Here is a 24,279-nt window from a genome sequence, read left to right on the forward strand (position 1 = left end):
TCAGGCTTTCACGGGGAATCAGACGCCGGCCGTCTGGAGCAGGGTGTCGAACAGCGACTGGGCCACCTGCAGCATCTTGGCCGCCGCCTGGTAGCTCTGCTGGAACTGGATCAGCCGCGCCGCCTCCTCGTCGAGGTTGACGCCGGTCTTGTCGTCCAGCGCCTTCTTGGCGTCCTCGGCGATGGTGGTCGACTGCTGGTACGACAGCTCGGCTCCCTGCACGCGCACGCCGACCTCGGCCAGCACGTTGGCATAGGCGTCGGTGACGGTGATGCCGGGCACGGTGAGGCCGGCGCCGAGCTGCTGGCGGCCGACGATGCCGGCGTCGCGCAACGCCAACATCGCGTTGGCATTGCCGTTGTCGGCGGCCGCGAACTGCGTCGCCGCGATGCCGATCACGTCGCCGCTCCTGGGCACGCCAGACAGCTGCAGCGACCAGTCGACCTGCTGCGCCGGCGTGGCCGGCGTCCAGGCGTCGCTGCGGATCGGCTGGCCGGCGCTCCAGCTGCCGGTGCCGCTGCGCACCACCGCGTTGCTGGCGTCGCGCAGCGTCCAGCTGTAGTTGCCGCTGTCGTCGGTGAAGGTGATGGTGGCCGACAAGGGCGCCGCGCTCGCGTTCACCGCGGTGGCGGCCAGCCCGGCCGAGGCGGCGGTCCCGGTGTTGGCCACGGCGAAGGTCGCCGCCACCGGCGATGCGGCGGCCAGGCCCTTCGGATCGCTCAGCACCCGCGCGGCGTTGCGTGCCGCGTTGGCCACCGGCTGCAGCAGGAAGCGGTCGCGCGCCGCCGGGGCGGGTGCGGCGATGTCGACACGGAAGCCGTCGACCAGCGAGCCGTTGCTGACGGTCTGGCTGGTGCCGTCGCTCTTGCGCGTCAGCGTGTAGCTGCCGGCCGGCAGCGTCGGGTCGGCGTAGAGCTCGTAGTCGCTCGCCTGCAGCTCGCTGGGCTCGACGATGGTCAGCCCGACGCTCGGCACGCGCACACCGCTGCCGTTCACGTAGCTGGCCACCGGCACGCCGGCCACCGCCGCGTTGCCCGAGGACGGCAGCACGGCCGGCGCGCCCAGGCGCAGCAGCGGGTCGCCGAACTGCGGCGGCGTGCGGCCGTCCAGGCCGAGCGCCTGCTGGCGGTTCAGGTTGCCGGCCACCGCCGAGGCGAGCTGGCCGAGCTGGTTGCGCGCGGCCACCAGGTCCTCGTTCTGGAAGCGGATCAGCCCGGCGATCGAGCCGCCGGACAGCAGCTCGTTGGGCATCTCGCGCAGCGAGCCCGAGTCGTCCACGCCGAGCTGCAGGCGCGAGGGGTCGAACTGGTCGGTCACGGCCACCAGCCGGGTCGGCACCGCGCCGAGCACCAGCTTCTGGCCGCCGCCGATGAACACGCTCAGCGAGCCGTCCGGCGCCGACACGGTGGACACCTGCAGGTAGCCGGAGAGCTCCTTGATGGCCTGGTCGCGCTGGTCGAGCAGGTCGTTGGGCGAGTGGCCGGCGCCCTTGGCGGCGGCGATCTGGTTGTTCAGCGTGGCCACCTTGCCGGCCAGCATGTTCACCGCGCTGATGCTGTTGCGGATCTCCTCGGTCACGCCGGACTGGATGGTGTCGAGCTGACCGGCCGCGGCCGCGAGCCGCGCGGCGAACTCCCCGGTGCGCGCCAGCACCACCTGGCGCGAGGAGGCGTCGGCCGGCTTGTTGGCCACGTCGACGAAGGCGTTGAACATCTGCGAGGCGGCGTAGCCGATGCCGTCCTCGCCGAGCGGGAACACCTTCTCCATCTGCTGCAGCTGGCGAAAGCGTGCCTCGTCGGCGGCGGCCACCGAGGCGGTGACGGCCGCTTCGCGGGTCAGGAAGTCGCTGTGCGCGCGCGACACGGTCGCCACGTCGACGCCCTTGCCGAAGAAGCCCGCGCCGGTGAACTGGCCGCCGCTGGAGGCCAGCTCCACGGTCTGGCGCGAGTAGCCCGCGGTGTTGGCATTGGCGATGTTGTGGCCGGTGGCCTGCAACGCGGCGTAGTTCGCGTTCATCGCGCGCATGCCCAGGGACAAGAGTGCGCCGGCAGCCATGAATTACCCCATCGCCCGCTGCAACCGCAGCGTGGTGTTGATCGTCCGGGCCAGCTTGTCGGCATAGGCCGGGTCGGTGGCGTAGCCGGCCTTCTGCAGGTTCTGCGCGAAGCCCACCGCGCTGCCGGTGGACTGCATCACGCCGGTGTAGCGCGGGCTGGTGCTGATCATCCGCGCGTAGTCGGCGAAGGACTCGGCATACGAGCCGTAGGCGCGGAATTTCGCCGTGACCTTCTTGGCCTGCCCGTCGACATATTCGGTGGTCGTCACCTCGGCGACCGGGCCCTTCCAGCCCGGCCCGGCCTTGATGCCGAACAGGTTGTGCGAGCTGCTGCCGTCCGCGTTCCGGATCTCACGCCTGCCCCAGCCCGATTCGTGGGCCGCCTGCGCCACCATGAAGGCGGCCGGGATGCCGCTGGCCTTCTCGGCCGCCTCGGCGGCGTCGCTGTGCTGCTCGACGAACGCGGCCTGGGTCGGGCCGGCTTTGCCGGGCCTGGGTGCCGTCTCCGGCACGGCCGGCACGGCCGGCTGGGCACCGCTCATCTGGCGCTCGAGCTGGCGCGCGATCACCTCCGACAGCCCGCCCTTCATGCCGGTGAGCTTGGTGGCGAACTGCGTGTCCAGCATCTCGGTGCCGAGCGCGCTGGTCTCGTTGTCCAGCATGCCGGAAGCGAGCGAGGCGTCGCGCATGCTCTTCATCAGCTGCTGCATGAACAGCGCCTCGAACTGCTTCGCGGCCTCCTTGATCGCCGCCTTCGGGTCCTTCGCCGCGCTGGCGCGCAGCGCGTCGATGGAGGTGTTGGACGTGGGCGAGACTGCCATGCCGGCCTCAGATGACTTCCAGTTCCGCGTTCAGCGCCCCGGCGGCCTTGATGGCCTGCAGGATGGCCAGCAGGTCCTGCGGCGTCGCGCCGAGCGAGTTGAGCGCCTTGACCACGTCGACCAGCTGCGTGCCGGCCGGCATCTGGATGATCGAGCCGGGCTGCTGGTTGATCGTGATGTCCGCCTTGTCGCGCGAGACCGTGCTGCCGTTGGAGAACGGCCCGGGCTGGCTGACCACCGGCGTGCTGGAGATCGTCACCGACAGGTTGCCGTGCGCCACCGCGCAGGAGGACAGCGTGACCGCCTGGTTCATCACGATCGAGCCGGTGCGCGCGTTGATCACCACGCGCGCCGCCGGCACGGCCTGCGCGACGTCGAGGTTCTCCACGTCGGCCAGGAAGGCCACGCGCGCGTCCGGCGTGGCGGGCATGCGCACGCGCACCACGCGTCCGTCCATGGCCTGGGCGGTGCCCTCGCCCATCTTGCCGTTGATGGCCCGGGCCACCTCGCGCGCGGTGTGGTAGTCGTTGCTGTTCAGGTCGAGCTGCAGGTACTCGCCCTGGTTCAGCGGCGTCGGCACGCTGCGCTCGACGGTGGCGCCGTCGGGGATGCGCCCGGCGCTCAGGTGGTTGATCTGCACCTTGGAGCCGGCCGCCGAGGCGCCGGCGCCGCCGACCACCACGTTGCCCTGCGCCAGCGCGTAGACCTGGCCGTCGGCGCCTTTCAGCGGCGTGGCGATCAGCGTGCCGCCGCGCAGGCTCTTGGCGTTGCCCATCGAGGAGACCACCACGTCGACCGCCTGGCCGGGCTGGGCGAAGGGCGGCAGCTGCGCGGTGACCATCACCGCCGCGACGTTCTTCAGCTGCATGCTGGCGCCGGGCGGCACGGTCACGCCCATCTGCTGCAGCATCGCGTTCAGGCTCTGCGTCGTGAACGGGGCCGAGGTGGTCTGGTCGCCGGTGCCGTCCAGGCCCACGACCAGGCCGTAGCCCACCAGCGGGTTGCTGCGCACGCCCTGCACCGAGGCCACTTCCTTGATGCGCGCGGCGTGGGCCTGCGCGGGCCACCACAGCGCGGCGCTGGCCAGCACCGCGGCGAGCACGATCAAGCCGCGGATCAGCCGCTCGACGCGGTCGTCCTGCCCGAGGGTGCCGAGGTCGCCGAAGACGGAGTCATGCTTCATGACTCCCATTCTTCGCGGGCTTAAATCGGCAGAACGTTCAAAAAGAAACGCGCCAGCCAGCCAATTCCCTGCGCCTCGGCCTGGGCGCCGCGGCCGCGGTGCTCGATGCGCACGTTGGCGATCTGCGCCGAGGGCACGCTGTTGCCGGGCTGGATGGCGCGCGGGTCGACCTGGCCGGAGAAGCGCAGCACGTCGACGTTGTGGTTCACGCCGATCTGCTTCTCGCCGGCGATCAGCAGGTGCCCGTTGGGCAGCACGCCGGTGACCACCGCGGTGATGGTGCCGGAGAAGTCGTTGCTGTTCTCGGTGCTGCCCTTGCCGGAGAAGCTGTTGCTCGAGCTGCCGGCGGCGCTCGCGCGGCCGAAGGAGTTCGGCGCGATGCCCGGCAGCGCGGTGACGCCGGCCGAGAGCTCGCCGCTCTTGTCGATGCTGCTGGTGCTCTTCTGCACCGCCGAGACCTTCTCGACGATCTGCACCGTGATGGTGTCGCCCACCAGGCGCGCGCGGTGGTCCTCGAACAGCGGCCGGTAGCTCGCGGACTGGAAGATCGAGCCGTTGTTGACCACCGGCACGGCCACCACCTGCGGCTGCACGTAGACCGGTTCGGCCACGTCGACCTTGGGCGGCGCGTTCAGCGTCGAGCAGCCGGCCAGCACCGCCAGCACACCCAGCAGCACCAGACCAAGCGGCCGCCGCGGAACCGGCTTCGCCGGGCCGCTGGCGGCGCCCCCCTGGGGGGGAGCGCCGAAGGCGCTACGGGGGGGGACCATCATCACAGCTGCCCCAGCTTCTGCAGCATCTGGTCGGAGGTCTGGATCGCCTTCGAGTTGAGCTCGTAGGCGCGCTGGGTCTGGATCATGCCGATCAGCTCCTCGACCACGTTGACGTTGCTGGTCTCGACGAAGCCCTGGCGCAGCGTGCCGAGTGCGTTGCTGCCCGGCGCGCCGATGTTGGCGGTGCCGGAGGCGGCCGTCTCGGCGTACAGGTTCTGGCCCTTGGGGTCGAGACCGGCCGGGTTGACGAAGCTCGCCAGTTGCAGCTGGCCGAGCGTCTGCGGCGCCGCCTGGCCGGGCAGCGTGGCGCCCACCGTGCCGTCGTTGCCGATCGTCACCGAGGTCGCGTTGGGCGGGATGGTGATGCCGGGCAGCACCGGGTAGCCGTTGTTCGTGACCAGCTGGCCCTGCGCGTCGACCTGGAACGAGCCGTCGCGCGTGTAGCCGGTGGTGCCGTCGGGCATCTGCACCTGGAAGAAGCCGTTGCCCTGGATCGCCACGTCCAGCGTGTTGCCGCTCTGCTGCAGGTTGCCCTGCGTGAAGCTGCGCACGTTGGCCACCGCACGCGTGCCCAGGCCGACCTGCAGCCCGGTGGGCAGGGTGGTCTGCTCGGTGCTCGCGGCGCCGGCCTGGCGCAGGTTCTGGTACATCAGGTCCTCGAACACCACGTGCGACTTCTTGTAGCCGTTGGTCGAGGCGTTGGCCAGGTTGTGCGAGATCGCGTCCAGCTGGGTCTGCTGGGCTTCCATGCCGGTCTTCGAGGTCCACAGCGATCGCATCATGATGGGCAGGCCCTTTCTATGGTCCTCTCCATCGTGCCCGCGGCTGAAGCGCGGCGATGCGCCGAAAAGCGCGGCGAAGGCGGGGCTTTCTCAGGCGCCGGCGAGCGCGCTGACGACCCGTTCGATCTCCGCCGCGCTCGGCTGCTCCCCGCTGCGCCAGCGCAGCCGCCCCGCCGCATCCACGGCATAGGCCTGCGTGTTGTGCGTGCCCGGCTTGACCGGCACACCGCGCAGCCAGGTGGACAGCCGCTCGACATCTCCCACGCCCGGCACCGCGGCCTGCCAGGCCGGATGCGCGCCGTGTTTCGCCTGCCAGGCGGCCAGGCGCGCCGGGTCGTCGCCCAGCGCGTCGATGCTGATCGACAGCCAGCCGATCTCCACCGCACGCGGCCGCGCCGCCAGCGTGGCGAACAGCAGGCCCTGCGTCGGGCAGACCGTGCTGCAGCCGGTGAACATCAGCTGCACCAGCGTGACGCGGCCCTGCAGCAGCTTGGCCAGCCGCCGGCGCCGGCCGGCGGCATCGGTGAGCAGCAGGTCGGGCGCCAGCTCGGGCGGCTGCACCGGACCGTCGCGCAGCGCCGCGCGCAGCGGCGCGGCCGCCAGCGCGCCGGCGGCCAGCAGCAGCTCGCGCCGGCGCGGGCCGTTCATGCCGTGTCGCGCACGCCGGCCGAGGGCAGCGTGAAGCGCGCGGCCGTCGCCGCCAGCTCGGCGGCCTTGGACTTCATCGACAGCGCGGCGGCGGAGGTCTGCTCCACCAGCGCGGCATTGCGCTGCGTGTCCGCGTCGAGCTGGGCCACCGAGGCACTCACCTCGACGACGCCGCGGCTCTGCTGCTCGGTGATCGAGCGCACCTGCTGCAGCCGCTCGCTGATCGTGCGGATGTTGCCGAGCAGCTCGTCCATCGCGCCGCCCGCGGCGTCGACCGCGCGCGTGCCCTGGGCGGTCTGCCCGGCACTCTCGGCGATCAGGCCCTTGATCTCGCGCGCCGCGGCGGCCGAGCGTTGCGCCAGCGCGCGCACCTCGCCGGCCACGACGGCGAAGCCGCGACCGTGCTCGCCGGCACGCGCCGCCTCGACGGCGGCGTTCAGCGCCAGGATGTTGGTCTGGAACGCGATGCCGTCGATCACGCCGAGGATGTCGCCGACGCGGCGCGACGAGGCCTCGATGCCGTGCATCGTGCCGACCACCTCGCCGATCACCTGCTGGCTGCGCACGGCCGCCTCGGAGGTGCCCTGCCCGAGCTGCGCCGACTCGGCGATCGTCTGCCCGGTGTCCTGCACCGAGCGGGCCATCGAGTCCATCGTCGCGGCGGTCTGCTGCAGCCGGCCGGCCGCCAGCTCGGTGCGCTGCGACAGGTCCTCCGCGCCGCTGGCCACCTCGGCGCTGGCATGCAGCATCTCGTCGGCGCAGGCGCGCACCTGGCCGATCAGCGCACGCAGCGACTCCTGCATCGCGGCGACCGCGTGCATCACCTCCGCGGCCTCGTCGCGGCCCCAGGGGCGCGGCGTGGTCGTCAGGTCGCCGGCCGCCAGCGCCTCGATGTGGCGGGTCAGCTCGCGCATGCCGCCACGCGTCACCAGGAAGAAGCAGTAGAAGAGGTAGGCCGCGAGCAGCAAGCCGATGGCGATGGCCGCGAGCTGCGCGTTGCGCGCCGCTTCCAGCCGGGCGATGCGCTGCTCGACCAGCAGGCCCACGGCAGCCTGCGAACGCTCGGCCAGCCGGCTCAGCGCGTCGGTGGCGGACTGGGCCGCGGCGCCGAACGCGGCCGCATCGCCCTTGGGCCCGCTGTCCGGCAGCAGGCTCTTGCGCACGCCGCGCAGGAAGGCGTTGACCGGGTCGAAGGCGCCCTGGAAGGCGAGCGACTCCTTGAGCTGCTCGTCCGAGGCGGCCACGCGCTCGTAGCGCGCGAACAGTTCCTCGATGGCCTTGTAGAGCACGTAGGTGTCGCCCTGCACGATGCGCCGGCCGAAGCTGCCGAGCTCCTTGCGCTCGAGCGCGACGCCGCCCAGGTCGCCGACGCGCCCGACCATGCCCGCGACCTCGAGCACCTCCTGCAGCGAGGCCAGCCCGAGGTGGTAGGACGGCGCGTCCGGGTCCATCGACAGGCCGGAGTGGTCGGCCACCGTGACCAGCGTGCGCTGCAGCTGCTGCACGAGGCCGTCGGCGCGGCCGAAGGCGTCCTCGCCGTCGCCGGCCGGCTGCTTCAGCGGCTCGAAGGCCTGGCGCACGAACTTCATCGGCTCGGCAAGCGCCAGCGCCGCTGCGCCGGGCGATGCCTCGAGGCGGCCGAGCCGGGACTCGATGTCGTCGATCAGCGCGCGCGCCTCGGGCGTGACCGGTCCGCCGGAGGCGTGCAGGCGGCCGCGCAGCCGCTGCGCCTGGTGGAACACCGGCATCAGGTCGCGCGCGACGGCCAGGCCGACCAGCTCGCGGCGCGACTTGGCGATGTCGTCCTGCGTCGCGCGCAGGAACAGCCAGGCCAGCTGCGCCAGCACCAGCACGAACACGGCGCAGATGAGTGCCGCCTTGCCGAGGAAGCGCAGGCGCCGGAACAGCCGCACGCCCGGTGCCCACACACCGTGGTGGCGGAAGAACTCGAACCGGGGGGAAGTGCTCGCCGAGGTCATCGCCGGCATCCTTCAGGAGCGGCCCGCGGTGTTGATCGAGCGCAGGTAGGCGACCAGGTCGCGGATCTGCTCCTCGGTCAGCTCGGCCTCCCAGGTGGGCATGAACTCCGAGCGGCCGATGGCGCCGCCACCCTTGCGGATGATCAGGCCGAAGTAGGCGTCGTTCTTGTCGCTGGTGCGCAGGTTGGCCGGCCGCGGCGTGTAGAGCCGGGCGGCGCGGCCGTTGCCGTCGGCGTTGATGCCGTGGCAGGTGACGCAGTAGTTGGCGAACACCAGGCCGCCGCGGAACACGGCGGCGTCGTTGCTGTCCTTGGGCAGCAGCGCGCCCTGCGGCGCGGGCTCGGCGGCGAATGCACCCGTGGCGGCGAGCGCCAGCGCGGCGAGTACGGCCCGCGCGGCACGCGCCACGGCGGTCACGGTGCGACCTCGACGTCCAGCCGCATCTCCGGGTGCACGGCGCACTCGACCTCGACCGCGCCGGGCTTGTCGAAGGTCACGCTGCGCGCCTGACCGCTGCCGAACGAGCCGGTGTCGAAGCTCTTGGCCGCCGACAGCGAGAACACGTTGTGGGCGAAGCTGTCCTCGTTGGCGAACTTGATGCTGTCGCCGACCTTGAGCTTCAGTTTCTTGGCCGAGAAGGCCTTGTTCTTCTGCGTCACGACATGCTCTTCGGCCGCGGCGGCACCGCAGGCCAGCAGGCCGGTCAGCACGAGGCCGGCGGCGCGGTGGAAGGTTCGACTCACGATGGTGGCTCCCTGACTGATGGAGGTTGTGACGCAGGCCCGCGCCAGCACGCCGGACCTGTGGGCACGATAGGGACCATTTCGGACAGTCACCCTAGAAATTGAGGGGACATTTCACGGCTTCTGTGGCGCCGCCTGCGGCGGGCTCAAGCGGACCGGCGCGGCCGTCGATAAGGGATCGGTCCGCGTCCGGCCAAAGGGGCCGCGACCGGCCCACCACCCGGGAGTCGATTCGTGAAGTACCGCACCGTCGTCGCGGCCCTCGCCGCCTTCAGCGCATTTGCCGCCGCCGCCGCCGATGCGGTGGTCGACCACAACGGCCAGACCGTCGTCCTCGAGGCCGGCCACGCGAGCCTGCAAGGCTGGAAGCTGCCGGCCGTGCCCTATCCCGAGGGCAACGAGCCGACGCCGGCGCGCGTCGAGCTGGGCAAGAAGCTGTTCTTCGACCCGCGCCTGTCGGGCGACGGCAACATGAGCTGCGCGAGCTGCCACAACCCGCTGTTCGGCTGGTCCGACGGACTGCCCACCGCCAAGGGCTCCAAGAGCCAGGTGCTCGGGCGCGCCACGCCGACCGTATACAACACCGCCTACAACAGCCTGCAGATGTGGGACGGGCGCAAGAGGTCGCTGGAGGACCAGGCGCTCGGGCCGATGGAGGCCAACGTCGAGATGAACGCCGACATGAAGAAGCTGTTCGCCTTCCTGAACGGCAACGCCGGCTACCGCGAGGCCTTCGCCGCCGCCTACCCGGGCCAGGAGATCGGCGCGGAGACGGTGGCCAAGGCGATCGCCAGCTTCGAGCGCACTGTCGTCAGCGCGGATTCGCCGTTCGACCGCTGGGTGGCCGGTGACCGCAAGGCGATGACGCCCGAGCAGGTCAAGGGCTTCGCGGTGTTCCTCGACCCGAAGAAGGGCAACTGCGCCGTCTGCCACTCGGGCGCGAACTTCACGGACAACGGCTTCCACAACCTCGGCCTGGCCTCGTTCGGCAAGGACAACCCGGACATGGGCCGCTACGCGCAGAAGCCGCTGGCGGTGCTCAAGGGCGCCTTCAAGACACCGACGGTGCGCGAGGCGGCCAACACCGCGCCGTTCTTCCACGACGGCTCGGCCACGACGCTGATGGACGTGGTCGAGCACTACGACCGCGGCGGCGAGGTGCGCACCAACGTGTCGAAGGACGTGCGCCCGCTCGGCCTGACGGCGCAGGAGAAGCGCGAGCTGGTGGCGTTCATGGAGGCGCTGTCGACGCCGCCGCGCGCCTTCCAGATGTCGGCCCTGCCGCGCTGAGCGGCACGCGCGTCGCGGCGATGTCCGCCCCCCGTCCCAGCGAGACCACGCCCGAGCGGGTGTGGCGCGCGCGGCGCGAGCTGCTCGGCGCGGGGCTCGGCCTGGCCGCCGCGGCCGCGCTGCCGGCGCGGGCCGCCGCGCCGGCCGGCGAGGCGCCGCTCGTGCCCAATCCGCCCGAGCAGGTCTCGCGCCACAACAACTACTACGAGTTCACGACCGCCAAGGACGTGGTCTGGCAGCTCGCCGAGGAGCTGCGCCTGCGGCCCTGGACCGTCAGCGTGGATGGCGCCGTCGAGCGCCCGCGCACCTGGGACATCGACGAGCTGACGCGCCGCTTCGCGCCCGAGGACCGGCTCTACCGGCTGCGCTGCGTCGAGGGCTGGGCGATGGTCGTGCCCTGGCAGGGCCTGCCGCTCGCCGCGCTGCTGGCGCAGGCGCAGCCCACCTCGAAGGCGAAGTACGTCGAGTTCGTTGCGCTGCACCGGCCGTCCGAGATGATCGGCCAGCGCCAGCCGGTGCTCGACTGGCCGTACCGCGAGGCGCTGCGCATCGACGAGGCGATGCACCCGCTGACGCTGCTCGTGAGTGGCGCCTACGGCCGCGCGCTGCCGGCCGCCAACGGCGCGCCGCTGCGCCTGGCGGTGCCGTGGAAGTACGGCTTCAAGAGCATCAAGGCGATCACGCGCATCCGGCTGGTCGAGCACCCGCCGCTCACCTCGTGGAGCAAGGCCGCGCCGTCGGAGTACGGCTTCTACGCCAACGTCAACCCGGAGGTCGCGCACCCGCGCTGGTCGCAGCGCCGCGAGCTGCGCCTGGGCGAGCTGTCGAAGCGGCCCACCCTGCCCTTCAACGGCTACGCGGCCGAGGTGGCCTCGCTGTACAGCGGCATGGACCTCTCGGTCCACTTCTGATCGATGGGCCGGCCAGGCAGCTTCACGCTGCTGCGCCTGCTGGCCTGGGCCGCCTGCCTGGCGCCCGCGGCCTGGCTGGCCTTGCTGGCGGGCACCGGCCGGCTCGGTGCCGACCCGCTCGCGCGGCTGATGTCGGTCAGCGGGCTGGCGGCGGTGTCGCTGCTGCTGGCCACGTTGGCCGTCACGCCGCTGCGCCGCCTGTCGGTGGCGGTGGCGCGCCGACTCGAGGCGCGCTGGGGCCGGCGCGTGTCGGACTGGAACCGCCTGGTGCGCCTGCGCCGGCTGCTCGGTGTCTCCGCGTTCGCGTACACCACGCTGCACCTGGGCTTCTTCGTCGTGCTGGACCTCGGGCTGGACCTCGAGCAGCTGATGCACGACCTGCGCGAGCGCCGCTTCGTCGCGCTCGGCCTGGCGGCCTGGGTGCTCCTGCTGCCGCTGGCGGCGACCTCGACCAACGCCGCGATGCGCGTGCTCGGCGGACGCTGGCGCAAGCTGCACCTGCTGGTGCACCCGGCGGCGCTGCTCGCGCTGCTGCACGACGCGACCCACACCAGGCACGGCCACACCGCGCCGTGGACGACCGGCACGCTGCTGCTGGTGCTGCTGGCGCTGCGCCTGCACGCCTGGTGGCGCGGCGAGCGCGCTCCGGCCACCGAGGTGCCGGAACGGGGCGCTAGCCGAGCGACAGCAGCTGCGCCGCCGACTTCTCGTTGCTCTCGGCCGTCTGCACCATCCGCATCTGCGCCTCGAACTGTCGCGCCGCGGTGATCATCGCGACCATGGTCTCGACCGGACTGACGTTGCTGCCCTCGAGCGCGCCGTCCTGCAGGCGTGCCGTCTGGTCGGCCGGCAGGTCGCCGTCGGCGGCGCGGAACAGGCCGTCGGTGCCGCGCTCCAGCGGCGCCTCGGGCGTGACGAGCTTGAGCCGCCCGACGTTGCTGCTGCGCCCGTTGGCGGCGCGCGCGCTGACGGTGCCGTCGGCGCCGATGCTGACCTCGCTGCCGGCCGGCACCTGGATCGGCCCGCCGTCGCCCAGCACGGTCAGGCCGGTCTGGGTGACCAGCGTGCCGTCGGCCGAGACGTCGAGCGCGCCGTTGCGCGTGTAGGCCTCGGTGCCGTCGAGCCCCTGCACCGCCAGCCAGGCGTTGCCGCGCATCGCCACGTCGAGGTTGCGACCGGTGTTGCCCACCACGCCGGGCGAATCGTCGTAGCCGGGCGTCGACTCGAGCGCATAGACCCGCGTGCTGGCGCCGCTGCCCTGCACCGGCACCGCGCGGAAGGCGTGCAGCTCGGCACGGAAGCCGGTCGTCGAGGCGTTGGCCAGGTTGTTGGCCAGCACGTCCTGGCGCTGCATGGTGGCCTTCGCGCCGGCCATGCTCAGGTAGATCATGCGGTCCATGCGGGGCCTCCCTCAGCGGGTGATCAGGTCTAGCGGAGGTTCACCAGGGTCTGCAGCACCTGGTCCTGCGTCTTGATGGTCTGGGCGTTGGCCTGGTAGACCCGCTGCGCGGTCATCATGTTGACCAGTTCGCCGGTCAGGTCGACGTTGGATTCCTCCAGCGCGCCGGACTGGATCACGCCCAGGTTGCCGTCGCCCGGCACGCCCAGCACCGGCTCGCCCGAGGCGAAGCTGCGCTGCCAGCCGTTGCCGCCCATGGGCAGCAGGCCCTGCGGGTTGCGGAAGGTCGCGATCTCCACCTGGCCGGCCGGCTTGGACTGGCCGTTCGAGTAGCGCGCCGTGACGATGCCGTTGGGCTCGAACTGGATGCCCACCAGCTGGCCCGGCGCGTAGCCGTCCTGCGTCAGGTCGGTCACCGCGAAGGCCGAGCCGTACTGCGTGGTCTCGGACACGTCGAGCTGGATGCCGGGGATGGCGAGCGTCTGCGCACCGTTCGCGTTCGTCGAGGCCGGGATGTTGAGCGTCACCGGGCCGGTCGGGGCGGTCGGCGCGCTGCCGTTGGCGGGGAAGGTCAGCGTGGTCGAGGGCAGCGGGTTGCCGCTGCCGTCGACGCTGATCGGCGCGCCGTTGGCGGTGACGTAGACGTTCCAGCTGTCGGTGGCGGCCTTCTGGAAGTAGTAGGTCAGCGCTACGTCCTGGCCCTTGGCGTCGAACACCGTCACCGAGGTGGCGTCGTTGTAGGTGCTCGGGTCGTTGAGCACGATCTGCGGGCCGCTGGCCGGCAGGGTGACGGCCTTGCGCGAGTCCAGGTTCATCTGGATGCGCATGTCCTCGGTGGCCGCCGGGTCGATGCCCGAGGTCGGCATGCGCAGCGGCGCGGCGGTGCCGGGCTGGATGATGCCGGTGCCGTCGGCCGGGTAGCCGAGCAGCCGCTCGCCGGCGTTGTTGACGACCCAGCCGTCGCGGTCGACCTTGAACTGGCCGTTGCGCGTGTAGCTGACCGGGCTGCGGCCGTCGGTCACCTGGAAGAAGCCGGCGCCGTTGAGCGCCAGGTCCATCGGGTTCTCGGTGGTGACGATGTTGCCCTGGGTGAACTGCTGCGCCACCGCGGCCAGGTTGACGCCGATGCCGATGTTGCTCGCCCCGGTGCCGTTCATCGAGGTGGCGTACATGTCGGCGAACTCGGCGCGCGCCGACTTGAAGCCGAAGGTGTTGGCGTTGGCGACGTTGTTGCCGATCACCTCGAGGTTCTTGCTCGTCGCGTTCAGTCCGGAGAGGCCTTGCTGGAAGCTCATGGGGGTTCCCTGTGGTGATCGGTGGTCAGTTGAAGGCGACGACCTGGTCGTACGCGGTGCTGCCCGAGCGCGCGAGCTCGAGCCGGAAGCCGTTGCCGGTGGTGCTGACGGCGTCGATGTGGTCGCGCATCAGCGGGGTCGGCTTGCTCTCGACGCCGCCGCGCGTGGCGGTGACGCGGAACTTCAGGCCGCTGTCGTTGGTGGCGCTGCCGGCCTCCCAGTCGAAGCTGTGCGTGCCGGCGCTCTGCGCGCCGAGCTGCAGCGTCTTCACGATCTGTCCCGAGGGCGAGAGGATCTCGACCTTGACCGCGTCGGCCGGCCCGGTCAGCTCGAAGCCGCCCTGCCCGACGCCGTCGTTGATGTCGACCAGGTTGCCCGGCACGATCACGTCGCGGCCGACCAGGCTGGCGCCCTGCAGCGCCTGCATCTGCATGAACTGGCTGGTCAGCCCGGAGACGGTGCTGGTCAGCTTCTCGATGCCGGTCACCGTGCTGATCTGCGCCATCTGGCTGGTGACCTGCGCGTTGTCCATCGGGTTCAGCGGGTCCTGGTTCTGCATCTGCGCGACCAGCAGCTTCAGGAAGCGGTCCGCGCCGCCGGCGGCGTTGCCACCGGTCAGGCCGCTCGCGTCGAGCGCCGAGGAGGTGTTGGAGACGGAGGAGACGGCCATGATCACTGCCCCATCTGCAGCGTCTTCAGCAGCAGGCTCTTGGCGGTGTTCATCACCTCGACGTTGTTCTGGTAGGAGCGCGAGGCCGAGATCATGTTGACCATCTCCTCCACCGCGTTGACGTTGCTGTAGGTGACGTAGCCCTCGGCGTCGGCCGCCGGGTGCTTGGGGTCGTGCACGCGGCGCCCGGCGGTCTGGTCTTCCTGGATCGTGCTGACCTTCACGCCGGCCGCGCCGGTGGCGCCCATCAGCTCGGTCTGGAACACCACCTGGCGCGCCTTGTAGGCCGAGCCGTCCGGCCCGGCCACGGTGTCGGCGTTGGCCAGGTTGCTGGCGGTCACGTTCAGGCGCTGGCTCTGCGCGGAGGCCGCGCTGCCCGAGACGTTGAAGATGTTGAACATCGACATGGTTCAGACCTCACTGGCCCTTGATGGCGTCGAGCATCGTGCGCACGTTGCCGTTGATGAAGCGCAGCGTGGCTTCGTACTTCACGCTGTTGTCGGCGAAGGCCGCGCGCTCGCGGTCCATGTCGACGTTGTTGCGGTCCAGGTTGGTCTGGCTCGCGGTGGCGTACAGCAGGTTCGGTTCGGCACGCACGCCGGTGGCCGCGGCGATGTGGCCGGGCTGGCTGGCCTGCAGCGTGCTGCGGGTCAGGCCGCCGCCGGTGGCCTCGTTCAGGGCCTGCGCGAAGCTGAAGTCGCGCGCCTGGTAGCCCGGCGTGTCGGCGTTGGCGATGTTGCTGGCCAGCAGGCGCTGGCGCTCCGAGCGCAGCACCAGGGCCTGGCCCTGGAAGTTCAGCGTGTCGGTGAGGCGGTTCAGCATGGGCCGGCTCCAAGTCTTGCGACCGGCAAATCCGGTGACGCGATGTGAACGGAATTGTTTGGGCGGGCCCCGCGCGACCTAAGCCGGATAAGCGCGCGCTTTGCCGCCCATTTCGATCCCTCGCGCGCCGGTCCCGCGTCCTACAGTGCCGGCATGGAAACCTGGGCCAGGGCCTTGCTCTTCGTGTTGCTGTTCGTCGCCGCCCCTGCGGCGCGGGCCGACGCGCCCTGGCTGGACGAGGCACGCGCGCTGGTGCTGCGCGGCGCCGGCGAGCAGGGCGCGCTGCGCGTGGACGTGCAGTTCGGCGCGCTCGACGCACGCCTGCGCCTGGCGCCGTGCGAGCAGATCGAACCCTACCTGCCCTCCGGCGCGAAGCTGTGGGGCCGCAGCCGCATCGGCCTGCGCTGCCTGCGCGGGCCGACACGCTGGAATGTCTACCTGCCCGTCACCGTGAAGGTGTTCGGCCCGGCCCTGGTGGCCAGCCGGGCGCTGCCGGCGGGCAGCGTGCTGGCACCCGGCGACCTGGCTCAAGCCGAGGTCGATCTGGCCGAAGACGCTTCCGTGGCATTGCGCCAGCGCGAGCTCGCGGTGGGCCGCACGCTGGCCCGGGCGCTCCAGCCGGGCGCCAGCCTGCGCCAGTCGCACCTGCAGGCCCGTCAATGGTTCGCCGCCGGCGAGACGGTGGTGGTGGTGGCCCAGGGGCGCGGCTTCGCCGTGTCGGGCGAGGCGCAGGCGCTCACGCCTGGCATCGAGGGCCAGCCGGCGCGGGTGCGCACCGAGCGCGGCCGGGTGATCTCCGGCACGCCGGTGGGTGAACGGCGCGTGGAGGTGAATTTGTGAGCATCCCGGCCCACCCCCCGGAACACGGGTTGCCGCGAAAAAGGCCTAAAGTCACAGCGCCAGGCTCCGATACCCCAACCATCACGGTTGTGACGGAGCACCCCTCCGGACCCTGGAGAGCACCATGAAGATCGGCAACCCCGCAGACAAGCGCAACACGGCCCCGGTGGACGGCAACGTCGCCCAGGCCAAGGGCGAGCGCGCGCCGGTCGACAAGTCCAAGGCGGCCGCCACCAGCGCCGACCCGAGCGTCAAGGTGCAGTTGTCCAGTGGCGCGGAGGCGCTGCGCGGCACGGCGGAGAACGCCGAGTTCGACGCCGCCAAGGTGGAACGCATCTCGCAGGCCATCTCCGACGGCAGCTTCCAGGTGAACGCCGAGGCGATCGCCGACAAGCTGATCGCCAACGCCCAGGAACTGCTGGGCAAGACGCCGCGCTGAGGCGCCCGCCCCACGGACCACCCATGACCGATTCGAACGACGGCCGCGTCGACCCGCGGCTCGAGGAAGCGCTGGCCGCCGTGGACCAGCGCCTGGCGGCGCTGGGCGAAGCCCTGCGCCTGCGCGACCTGGCCGGCATCGAAACCCAGTCCAGCGCCCTGCATGCGGCGCTGACGCAGGCGGTGGACCAGTTCGCGCGCGCCGCGAAGAACGGCCCGCTGCCGCAGGCGCTGCGGCTGCGCCTGGCCAGCACCAGCGGCCTGGTGGCCGCGCAGCGTGAATCGCTGGCCCGCGCCACCGCCGCGCTGGACCGCGCGATGGACGTGCTGCTGCCGCGCGAGCCCCCGAGCGTCTACGCCGGCGCGGGCGGTGCCACCCGCGCCTACGGCGGCGTGATCCAGGCCTGATCGCCTCCTGACGACCGACCGGCCGGCTGCCTTGCCGGCCCACCGTGGCGCCGCTATGCTGTATGCATGTACAGCCCCGGCGCCCCCCGGCTCATCGCCCACCTCGACATGGACGCGTTTTATGCGTCGGTCGAGCTGCTGCGCTACCCGGAGCTGCGCGGCCGGCCGGTGGTGATCGGCGGCGGCCGCCGCCACCAGCCGCAGACCCTGCCCGACGGCACGCGCCGCTTCGCGACGCTGCGCGAGTACACCGGCCGCGGCGTGATCACCACCAGCACCTACGAGGCGCGCGCGCTGGGCGTGTTCTCGGCCATGGGCACGATGAAGGCCGCCCGGCTGGCGCCCGACGCGGTGCTGCTGCCGGTCGACTTCGACGAGTACCGCAAGTACTCGAAGCAGTTCAAGGCCGCGGTGCGGGCCATCGCGCCGCAGGTCGAGGACCGCGGCATCGACGAGATCTACATCGACCTGAGCGAGCTGCCCGGTGTGCACGAGGACGGCGGCCGGCGCATCGGAGAGCAGCTCAAGCAGGCGGTGCGCGAGGCCACCGGCCTGAGCTGCTCGATCGGCATCACGCCGAACAAGCTGCTGTCCAAGCTGTGCTCCGAACTCGACAAGCCGGACGGGCTGACCCTGCTGCGCATGGAGGACATCCCGGCGCGCATCTGGCCGCTGGCCGCGCGCAAGGTCAATGGCATCGGGCCCAAGGCGAGCGAGAAGCTGGCCGCGCTCGGGCTGCACACCATCGGCGACATCGCCGCGGCCGAGCCGGCCTTCCTGGTGCGGCAGTTCGGCGCGCACTACGGCGGCTGGCTGGCGCAGATGGCCCGTGGCGAGGACGACCGGCCCGTGGTCACCCACAGCGAGCCGGTCTCGATCTCGCGCGAAACCACCTTCGAGCGCGACCTGCACGCGGTGCGCGACCGCGCCGCGCTGTCGGAGATCTTCACCGGCCTGTGCGTCGAGCTCGCCGGCGACCTGCAGCGCAAGGGCTACGCCAGCCGCACCATCGGCATCAAGCTGCGCTTCGACGACTTCAAGTCGGTCACGCGCGACCTCACCCTGCCTGCCCACACGATGGACGCGCGCGCGATCCGGCGCGCCGCCGGCCTGTGCCTGAAGCGGGTCGACCTGACGCGCCGCCTGCGCCTGCTCGGGGTGCGTGCCGGCGCGCTGGCGAAGCTGGCCGACCTGGTCGCGCCGCACCCGGCTGCCGAGCCTGCCGCGGAGACGCCCGCCGGGGTCGCCGAGCCGGCCCCGCGTTACGGCCTGCCGCTGTTCGACGCGCTCGAGAGCCGCTGATCTGGCCGGTCAATCCGTGCGTTTTGCCCGCATCCGGGTTGATCCGGCTGCGCCACGCTCGCGTACTGACCCGCATCCACCCGGAGCCCGTGCCCATGTCCATCCGTACCGCCGTGGCCGTGCTCGGCCTCGGCCTCGCACTGGCCGGCGCCCAGGCCCAGTCCCTGGGGCGCGGCAAGCTGCTGCTGACTGGCGGCGTCAGCACCATCGACGGCGCGGCCGGCGGCGGCCTCACCCCCTGGGCCGTGACCGGCAGCTACGCCACCCAGGGCGAGGTCGGCGCGACCGCCTTCGCGACCCGCGTCATCACGCAGGACTACGCCTTGACGTCCTGGGGCGCCGCGCTGGGCCTGGGCGAACGCGCCGAGCTGTCGCTGGCGCGGCAGGACTTCGACGCCGGCGACAACCTCGCCCCGCTCGGTCTGCCCGGGCTGCACCTGAAGCAGGACATCCTTGGCGTCAAGCTGCGCCTGGCGGGCGATGCGGTGCTCGACAGCGACACCTGGTTTCCGCAGCTCGCCGTCGGCCTGCTGCACAAGCGCAGCGACAGCGGCGCCCTGGAACCCACGCTGACCGGCGCGCTCGGCGCCGATCGTTCGGGCACCGAGCTCTATCTCAGCGCGACCAAGCTGTTGCTGGCCCACGGCGTGCTGGCCAACCTGACGCTGCGCGCGACCCGCGCCAACCAGGGCGGCCTGCTCGGCTTCGGCGGCGCGCAGGCCGACGGCACGCGGGTGCTGCCGGAGCTCTCGCTGGCCAAGCTGCTGGCACGCGACCTGGCGGTCGGGCTCGAGTTCCGCGCCAAGCCGGACAACCTGAACGCGTCGGTGCTCGGCGCCGGCGCGCTGCAGGAGGACGACTGGGCCGACCTGTTCGCCGCGTGGGCACCGAACAAGCATGTGTCGCTGACGCTGGCCTGGGTCGACCTCGGCCGCATCGCGCCGGCCGTGCAGCCGCGCCGCCAGCGCGGCGGCTACCTGTCCGTCCAGCTCGCCCTGTGACCCCGGAACGACGATGAAGAACCCGCTCACCCGCCCCCTGTTCGCCGGCGTGATCGCGCTGGCCGCCGCCTTCGCCCAGGTGCAGGCGCAGACCCAGACGCAGATGCCCTACGTGCCGCCCGTCCCGGCCGACGACAGCCTGTACCGGGCCTTCGGCGGCCAGCCCGGGCTGCAGCGCCTGATGGACGACTTCATCGAGCGGCTGCTGGCCGACCCGCGCATGAAGCCCTTCTTCGCCGATGCCGACCTGCCGCACGTGAAGCAGGAGCTGGTGCTGCAGTTCTGCGAGGTGTCCGGTGGGCCGTGCCGGCGCAACGGTCCGGACATGCGCCAGGCCCACGAGGCGATGGACATCGGCCGCGCCGACTTCAACGCCTTGGTCGAGGTGCTGCAGGCATCGATGGCGGCCCAGGGCATCCCGTTCGGGGCCCAGAATCGCCTGCTCGCGCAGCTCGCGCCGATGCACCGCGACATCGTCAACAAGCCCTGAGGAGACCGCCCCATGCACCGTGCCGCCCTTGCCTTGCTCTTCGCTGCCGGTCCGGCGCTGGCCGGCACGCTGCAGGTCAGCGTGACCGACAAGGACGGCAAGCCGGTGCCCGACGTCGTGGTGCTGGTCGAGACCGCGACCCGCCCGGCGCCCGTGCCGGCGCCGCAGCCGGTGGTGATCGCGCAGGAAGGCCTGCGCTTCGTGCCCTTCCTGACCGTGGTGCCGGCCGGCAGCACGCTGCGCTTCGTCAACCGCGACGGCTACGACCATCATGTGCGCTCGATGCCCAGCGGCCCGCTGGGCAGCACGCCGCCGGCGGCCAGCTTCGAGCTGCGCCTGGATGCCGCCGCCGATGCCGCGCCGGCGCCGGCCGACGAGTACCAGTCGCGCACCGTCCGGCGCAAGGCCAACCCGGTGACGCAGCAGGACGTGACGGTCTCGCAGCCGGGGCCGATCGGGCTCGGGTGCCACATCCACGGCTCGATGCGCGGGCAGGTCTACGTCGCGCCGACCCCCTGGTTCGCCAAGACCGACGCCAGCGGCCAGGCGCGCCTCGAGCAGCTGCCCGAGGGCGCGGTCGAGCTGGCGCTGTGGCATCCCGACCAGCTGCAGGAGCAGGCCACGCAGCGCCTGCAGCTCGGCGCCGCACCGCTGCAGGCGAGCGCGCAGCTGAACTTCGTGCCGCGCCCGCGCCGCCGCTGACGGGGGCGACAATCGCGGCATGGCCGCGCCGGACGTCCGCTTTCCCTCGATCGACGGCCTGCGTGCCTTCGAGGCCGCGGCGCGGCTGGGCAGCTTCGAGCGCGCCGCCGACGAGCTGAACGTCACCGCCAGCGCCGTGGGCAAGCGCATCGCCGCGCTGGAGGACCTGCTCGGCACGCCGCTGTTCACGCGCGGCGCCAAGCCGATCGTGCTCACCGCCACCGGCAAGGAGTACCTGGCGCAGGTCGGCGCCGCGCTCGGGTTGCTGGCCGCGGTGCCGCTGCACCAGCGCGCGGTGCAGCGCAGCGAGAAGCTGCGTGTCAGCGCACCGCCGACCTTCGCACGCCAGATCCTGGTGCCGCAGCTCGAGGCCTTCGGCGCCGCCCATCCGGAGATCGAACTGGAGGTGGTGCTCTCGATCCCTTACCTCGACGTGGCACCGGGCGAGGCCGACGTGCAGGTGCGCCATGGCGACGCCGCCGCGCACGGCGGCCGGGTGCTGATGCACGACGTGGTGCTGCCGCTGGCCGCGCCGGCGCTGCTGCAGCGCCTGGCGCCGCTGCGCACCCCGGCCGACCTGGACGGCGCGCCGCTGCTGCGCACGCCGATCGAACCCTGGACGCCCTGGTTCGCCGCCGCCGGCCTGGTGCGCCCGGAGCCCAGCGGCGGGCCGCGCCTGGTCGACCTCGGGCTGACGCTCGAGGCCGCGGTGGCCGGCCAGGGCATCGCGCTGGCGCGCCCGAGCCTGGCGCGCCACTGGCTCGAGACCGGCACGCTGGTGCCGGTGTTCCGGCTGACCGCCGTGCCGGCGCACCAGTACTACCTGCTGCCGCATGCGCCGGGCAGCGCGGCGCAGCGCTTCGCCGACTGGCTGGTGGCCACCAGCGAGTCGGTGGCGGCGCAGGCGCTGGCGCTGGTTTCGCGCGGCACCTGAAAATCTTTCCGGCGCTCCGGCGCGGGGCGCCGCTAGGATCGCGGCCATTCCAAGACCGAGGAGACCGCGGATGCCCGTCATCACGAACATCGAGGACCTGCGCGTGCTGGCCGAGAAGCGCGTGCCGCGCATGTTCTACGACTACGCCGACTCCGGCTCGTGGACGGAGAGCACCTACCGCGCCAACGAGTCGGACTTCCAGAGGATCAAGCTGCGGCAGCGCGTGGCGGTCAACATGGAGAACCGCAGCACCGCGACCAGCATGGTCGGCCAGCCGGTCAAGATGCCGGTGGCCATCGCCCCGGTCGGGCTGACCGGCATGCAGCATGCCGACGGCGAGATCCACGCAGCGCGTGCGGCCGAGAAGTTCGGCATCCCGTTCACGCTCTCGACCATGAGCATCTGCTCGATCGAGGACATCGCCGAGAACACCACGGCGCCGTTCTGGTTCCAGCTCTACATGATGCGCGACCGCGACGCGATGGCGCGCATGATCGCGCGCTGCAAGGCGGCGAAGTGCAGCGCGCTGGTGCTGACGCTGGACCTTCAGGTGATCGGCCAGCGCCACAAGGACCTGAAGAACGGCCTGACCGCGCCGCCGCGGCCGACGCTCGGCAACATCATCAACCTGGCCACCAAGCCGCGCTGGTGCCTGGGCATGCTGGGCACGAGGCGCCACACCTTCCGCAACCTGGTCGGCCACGTGAAGGGCGTGAGCGACATGCGCTCGCTGTCGGCCTGGACCAACGAGCAGTTCGACCCGCGCCTGTCCTGGGCCGACGTGGCCTGGGTCAAGGAGCAGTGGGGCGGCAAGCTGATCCTCAAGGGCATCATGGAGGTCGAGGACGCCGTGCTCGCCGCGCAGGCCGGCGCCGACGCGATCGTGGTCAGCAACCACGGCGGGCGCCAGCTCGACGGCGCGCCCTCCAGCATCGCGGCGCTGCCGGCGATCGTCGCCGCGGTGGGCGACAAGCTCGAGGTGTGGATGGACGGCGGCATCCGCTCCGGCCAGGACGTGCTGAAGGCCTGGGCGCTGGGCGCGCGCGGCACGATGATCGGCCGCGCGATGGTCTACGGCCTGGGCGCGATGGGCGAGGCCGGCGTCACCAAGGCCCTGCAGATCATCCACAAGGAGCTCGACGTGACGATGGCCTTCTGCGGCCACACGCAACTGACCCAGGTCACGCGAGACATCCTGGTGCCGGGCACCGCCCCGGGCCTTTCCGGAAGCTGACGCCAAACTTACACTCGGTGCATTCGCCGGCTTGCGGGGAATGCGCCATGACCCTCGATCAGTTCGACCAGTTGCGCCGCTGGCACGCCGGGCATGCCGACCACCCGGTCGAGGCGCGCCTGTGGAGCGCGGTGCTGACGCTCTGGCTGGCCGCCTGCGTCGGCACTCCGGTGGCCTGGCTGCTGCGCCTGGACGGCCTCGCGCTGGCGACTTTGCCGCTGCTGTTCGCACCCAGCGCCTACGTGGCGCTGCGCCGCTGGCTGCACCGGCGTCGCCGGCTGCGCTGCGACTGGATCGTCGCGCTAGGCTGAGCCGTCCGCCGAAGCGGCCAGCGCAACGCTGGCGCGCACCAGCGCCTCCACCAGGCCGGCATCCACCGGCTGGCGGTAGCGCTGCCTCAGGTGGCGCAGGCCCTTGCCGCTGCCTTCGAGCATCGGGAAGCGCTCGCGCAGCAGCGCGCCGTTGAACACCTGCAGGTTGGCGTGGTCCTTGTGGATCACGATGGCAAAGGCATGCGCGCCGGCGCGGCTGAACACCAGGTTGCCCCACTTGATCGACTGCTCCAGCGCCGGCTCGGCCGCCAGCACCGCCTCCCGCAGCGCCTGCGCCGTCTCGCGCTGGTCCTCGCGCAAGGTGTCGAACCAGGCGCCGATCAGCGCGGCGGGGCGGACGATGGTCCTCACGGCGCACCGGCCTTGAAGGTGTCGCACTCGGCGACGCTGCCGCGCTCGAGGCCGCGCCTGAACCAGGTCACGCGCTGCTGGCTGCTTCCGTGCGTGAAGGTCTCCGGCCGCACCCGGCCGCCGGCGTTGCGCTGCAGCGTGTCGTCGCCGATCTGGCTGGCGGCGTTCAGCGCCTCCTCCAGGTCGCCCTGCTCCAGCACCTGGCGCGCGCGCTGCGCGTGATGGGCCCAGACGCCGGCGAAGCAGTCGGCCTGCAGTTCGAGCCGCACGCTCAGCGCATTGGCGCGGGCCGGGTCCGTTCGGCGGCGCGCCGCATCGACCTTCTCGGTGATGCCCATCAGGTGCTGCACATGGTGACCGACCTCGTGCGCGATCACGTAGGCCTGGGCGAAGTCGCCCGGCGCGCCGAGCCGCGAGCGCATCTGCTCGTAGAACGACAGGTCGATGTAGACCTTCTGGTCGCCCGGGCAGTAGAACGGGCCCATCGCCGCCTCGCCCTGGCCGCAGGCGGTCGGCCAGGCGTCCTTGAACAGCACCAGCTTGGGCTCCTGGTAGCGCCCGCCGAGCGCGCGGAACTGCTCGCGCCAGACGTCCTCGGTGTCGGCCAGCACGGTCGAGACGAACCGGGCCATGGTGTCGTCGGCCGGCGGCCGGCCGCCCTGCGGCGCCTCGGCCACACTTGGCGCGCCGCCCCCGCCGCCGAGCACGCTGAGCACCGTCAGCGGGTTGACGCCGAAGATCCAGCCGGCCACCAGCGCGATCACGACGGTGCCCAGGCCGATGCCGCGCCCGCCCACCGGCAGACCGCGCCTGCCGCCGGAGGCCCCGCGCACGTCCTCGACGTTGTCGCTCTCGCGGTTGCCTTGCCAGCGCAT

General features: G+C 72.0%; 29 protein-coding genes. 13 read left to right on the forward strand and 16 right to left on the reverse strand.

Annotated features, from left to right (window positions below):
• Positions 1-18: 18 nt before the first annotated feature.
• The 9 genes from flgK to D9C15_RS08770 all read right to left on the reverse strand — a co-directional run bounded on the left by flgK (position 19) and on the right by D9C15_RS08770 (position 8,985).
• On the reverse strand, positions 19-2,055 hold the full coding sequence (gene flgK / locus D9C15_RS08730; protein WP_127997060.1) for a flagellar hook-associated protein FlgK: 2,037 nt from the start codon (positions 2,053-2,055) through the stop codon (positions 19-21).
• Between the two features lie 3 nt (positions 2,056-2,058).
• Complete coding sequence (flgJ, locus tag D9C15_RS08735; protein ID WP_127997061.1) at positions 2,059-2,877, reverse strand: flagellar assembly peptidoglycan hydrolase FlgJ; 819 nt, start codon at positions 2,875-2,877, stop codon at positions 2,059-2,061.
• A gap of 7 nt (positions 2,878-2,884) precedes the next feature.
• Entirely contained in the window at positions 2,885-4,060 is a 1,176-nt protein-coding gene (locus D9C15_RS08740; RefSeq protein ID WP_127997062.1) for a flagellar basal body P-ring protein FlgI, read from the reverse strand.
• A gap of 20 nt (positions 4,061-4,080) precedes the next feature.
• A complete protein-coding gene (locus D9C15_RS08745; RefSeq protein ID WP_240668340.1) occupies positions 4,081-4,833 on the reverse strand; it encodes a flagellar basal body L-ring protein FlgH in 753 nt (250 codons plus the stop codon).
• Positions 4,833-5,615, reverse strand: a complete 783-nt coding sequence (gene flgG, locus D9C15_RS08750) for a flagellar basal-body rod protein FlgG (protein WP_127997063.1) — start codon at positions 5,613-5,615, stop codon at positions 4,833-4,835. The genes D9C15_RS08745 and flgG overlap by 1 nt, the downstream gene beginning before the upstream one ends.
• A gap of 90 nt (positions 5,616-5,705) precedes the next feature.
• Complete coding sequence (locus D9C15_RS08755; protein ID WP_127997064.1) at positions 5,706-6,263, reverse strand: SCO family protein; 558 nt, start codon at positions 6,261-6,263, stop codon at positions 5,706-5,708.
• Entirely contained in the window at positions 6,260-8,242 is a 1,983-nt protein-coding gene (locus tag D9C15_RS08760) for a methyl-accepting chemotaxis protein (protein WP_127997065.1), read from the reverse strand. Before D9C15_RS08760 ends, D9C15_RS08755 begins: the two co-directional genes overlap by 4 nt.
• Before the next feature lie 12 nt (positions 8,243-8,254).
• Positions 8,255-8,659 carry a c-type cytochrome gene (locus D9C15_RS08765; protein WP_164886686.1) on the reverse strand — a complete coding sequence of 135 codons (405 nt, stop codon included), beginning with the start codon at positions 8,657-8,659 and terminating at the stop codon, positions 8,255-8,257.
• Entirely contained in the window at positions 8,656-8,985 is a 330-nt protein-coding gene (locus D9C15_RS08770; protein WP_205854756.1) for a cupredoxin domain-containing protein, read from the reverse strand. Before D9C15_RS08770 ends, D9C15_RS08765 begins: the two co-directional genes overlap by 4 nt.
• 234 nt (positions 8,986-9,219) lie before the next feature.
• Between D9C15_RS08770 and D9C15_RS08775 the strand changes: the two genes are divergently transcribed.
• From D9C15_RS08775 to D9C15_RS08785, 3 genes are read left to right on the forward strand one after another with little or no spacing between them, the layout of a single operon-like run.
• Complete coding sequence (locus tag D9C15_RS08775) at positions 9,220-10,275, forward strand: cytochrome-c peroxidase (RefSeq protein WP_127997067.1); 1,056 nt, start codon at positions 9,220-9,222, stop codon at positions 10,273-10,275.
• Between the two features lie 20 nt (positions 10,276-10,295).
• Complete coding sequence (msrP, locus tag D9C15_RS08780; RefSeq protein ID WP_127997068.1) at positions 10,296-11,186, forward strand: protein-methionine-sulfoxide reductase catalytic subunit MsrP; 891 nt, start codon at positions 10,296-10,298, stop codon at positions 11,184-11,186.
• A 3-nt stretch (positions 11,187-11,189) separates the two neighbouring features.
• A complete protein-coding gene (locus D9C15_RS08785; protein ID WP_127997069.1) occupies positions 11,190-11,954 on the forward strand; it encodes a protein-methionine-sulfoxide reductase heme-binding subunit MsrQ in 765 nt (254 codons plus the stop codon).
• Here D9C15_RS08785 and flgF read toward each other — a convergent pair.
• The 5 genes from flgF to flgB are packed head-to-tail and all read right to left on the reverse strand — an operon-like array spanning position 11,860 to position 15,372.
• The gene (gene flgF / locus D9C15_RS08790; protein WP_127997070.1) at positions 11,860-12,585 is read right to left on the reverse strand and encodes a flagellar basal-body rod protein FlgF; all 726 of its coding nucleotides are present in this window, start codon (positions 12,583-12,585) and stop codon (positions 11,860-11,862) included. The two genes, D9C15_RS08785 and flgF, sit on opposite strands and share 95 nt — an antisense overlap.
• 29 nt (positions 12,586-12,614) lie before the next feature.
• Positions 12,615-13,880 (reverse strand): flagellar hook protein FlgE, encoded by a 1,266-nt coding sequence (flgE, locus tag D9C15_RS08795; protein WP_127997071.1) that lies wholly within the window; start codon positions 13,878-13,880, stop codon positions 12,615-12,617.
• A 25-nt stretch (positions 13,881-13,905) separates the two neighbouring features.
• Entirely contained in the window at positions 13,906-14,550 is a 645-nt protein-coding gene (locus tag D9C15_RS08800) for a flagellar hook assembly protein FlgD (RefSeq protein WP_127997072.1), read from the reverse strand.
• Between the two features lie 2 nt (positions 14,551-14,552).
• On the reverse strand, positions 14,553-14,957 hold the full coding sequence (flgC, locus tag D9C15_RS08805; protein ID WP_112186421.1) for a flagellar basal body rod protein FlgC: 405 nt from the start codon (positions 14,955-14,957) through the stop codon (positions 14,553-14,555).
• A gap of 10 nt (positions 14,958-14,967) precedes the next feature.
• Positions 14,968-15,372 (reverse strand): flagellar basal body rod protein FlgB, encoded by a 405-nt coding sequence (gene flgB / locus D9C15_RS08810; protein WP_127997073.1) that lies wholly within the window; start codon positions 15,370-15,372, stop codon positions 14,968-14,970.
• Between the two features lie 153 nt (positions 15,373-15,525).
• Here flgB and flgA point away from each other — a divergent pair, with 153 nt between their 5' ends.
• The 10 genes from flgA to D9C15_RS08860 all read left to right on the forward strand — a co-directional run bounded on the left by flgA (position 15,526) and on the right by D9C15_RS08860 (position 23,032).
• Positions 15,526-16,212, forward strand: coding sequence for a flagellar basal body P-ring formation chaperone FlgA (flgA, locus tag D9C15_RS08815; protein ID WP_127997074.1), 687 nt, complete (start codon positions 15,526-15,528; stop codon positions 16,210-16,212).
• A gap of 124 nt (positions 16,213-16,336) precedes the next feature.
• Positions 16,337-16,651, forward strand: a complete 315-nt coding sequence (gene flgM, locus D9C15_RS08820) for a flagellar biosynthesis anti-sigma factor FlgM (protein WP_127997075.1) — start codon at positions 16,337-16,339, stop codon at positions 16,649-16,651.
• 23 nt (positions 16,652-16,674) lie between these two features.
• Positions 16,675-17,058, forward strand: a complete 384-nt coding sequence (locus tag D9C15_RS08825) for a hypothetical protein (RefSeq protein ID WP_127997076.1) — start codon at positions 16,675-16,677, stop codon at positions 17,056-17,058.
• A gap of 66 nt (positions 17,059-17,124) precedes the next feature.
• Positions 17,125-18,360, forward strand: coding sequence for a DNA polymerase IV (gene dinB / locus D9C15_RS08830; protein WP_127997077.1), 1,236 nt, complete (start codon positions 17,125-17,127; stop codon positions 18,358-18,360).
• 95 nt (positions 18,361-18,455) lie between these two features.
• On the forward strand, positions 18,456-19,361 hold the full coding sequence (locus D9C15_RS08835; RefSeq protein ID WP_127997078.1) for a DUF3034 family protein: 906 nt from the start codon (positions 18,456-18,458) through the stop codon (positions 19,359-19,361).
• Between the two features lie 13 nt (positions 19,362-19,374).
• Positions 19,375-19,851 (forward strand): group I truncated hemoglobin, encoded by a 477-nt coding sequence (locus tag D9C15_RS08840; protein WP_240668341.1) that lies wholly within the window; start codon positions 19,375-19,377, stop codon positions 19,849-19,851.
• Between the two features lie 12 nt (positions 19,852-19,863).
• Positions 19,864-20,553, forward strand: coding sequence for a cupredoxin domain-containing protein (locus D9C15_RS08845; RefSeq protein WP_127997079.1), 690 nt, complete (start codon positions 19,864-19,866; stop codon positions 20,551-20,553).
• Positions 20,554-20,572: 19 nt separating this feature from the next.
• On the forward strand, positions 20,573-21,487 hold the full coding sequence (locus D9C15_RS08850; RefSeq protein WP_127997080.1) for a LysR substrate-binding domain-containing protein: 915 nt from the start codon (positions 20,573-20,575) through the stop codon (positions 21,485-21,487).
• A 70-nt stretch (positions 21,488-21,557) separates the two neighbouring features.
• Positions 21,558-22,721: an alpha-hydroxy acid oxidase gene (locus tag D9C15_RS08855; RefSeq protein WP_127997081.1), complete on the forward strand. Its 1,164-nt coding sequence runs from the start codon at positions 21,558-21,560 to the stop codon at positions 22,719-22,721.
• A gap of 47 nt (positions 22,722-22,768) precedes the next feature.
• Complete coding sequence (locus tag D9C15_RS08860) at positions 22,769-23,032, forward strand: hypothetical protein (RefSeq protein WP_127997082.1); 264 nt, start codon at positions 22,769-22,771, stop codon at positions 23,030-23,032.
• Here the strand turns inward: D9C15_RS08860 and D9C15_RS08865 are convergent.
• Both D9C15_RS08865 and ypfJ read right to left on the reverse strand, forming a co-directional pair.
• Positions 23,024-23,404, reverse strand: a complete 381-nt coding sequence (locus D9C15_RS08865; protein ID WP_164886687.1) for a DUF1801 domain-containing protein — start codon at positions 23,402-23,404, stop codon at positions 23,024-23,026. The two genes, D9C15_RS08860 and D9C15_RS08865, sit on opposite strands and share 9 nt — an antisense overlap.
• A complete protein-coding gene (gene ypfJ, locus D9C15_RS08870; protein WP_127997084.1) occupies positions 23,401-24,279 on the reverse strand; it encodes a KPN_02809 family neutral zinc metallopeptidase in 879 nt (292 codons plus the stop codon). The genes D9C15_RS08865 and ypfJ overlap by 4 nt, the downstream gene beginning before the upstream one ends.

Source organism: Piscinibacter defluvii, from assembly GCF_004011805.1.
Classification (GTDB): domain Bacteria; phylum Pseudomonadota; class Gammaproteobacteria; order Burkholderiales; family Burkholderiaceae_C; genus Piscinibacter; species Piscinibacter defluvii.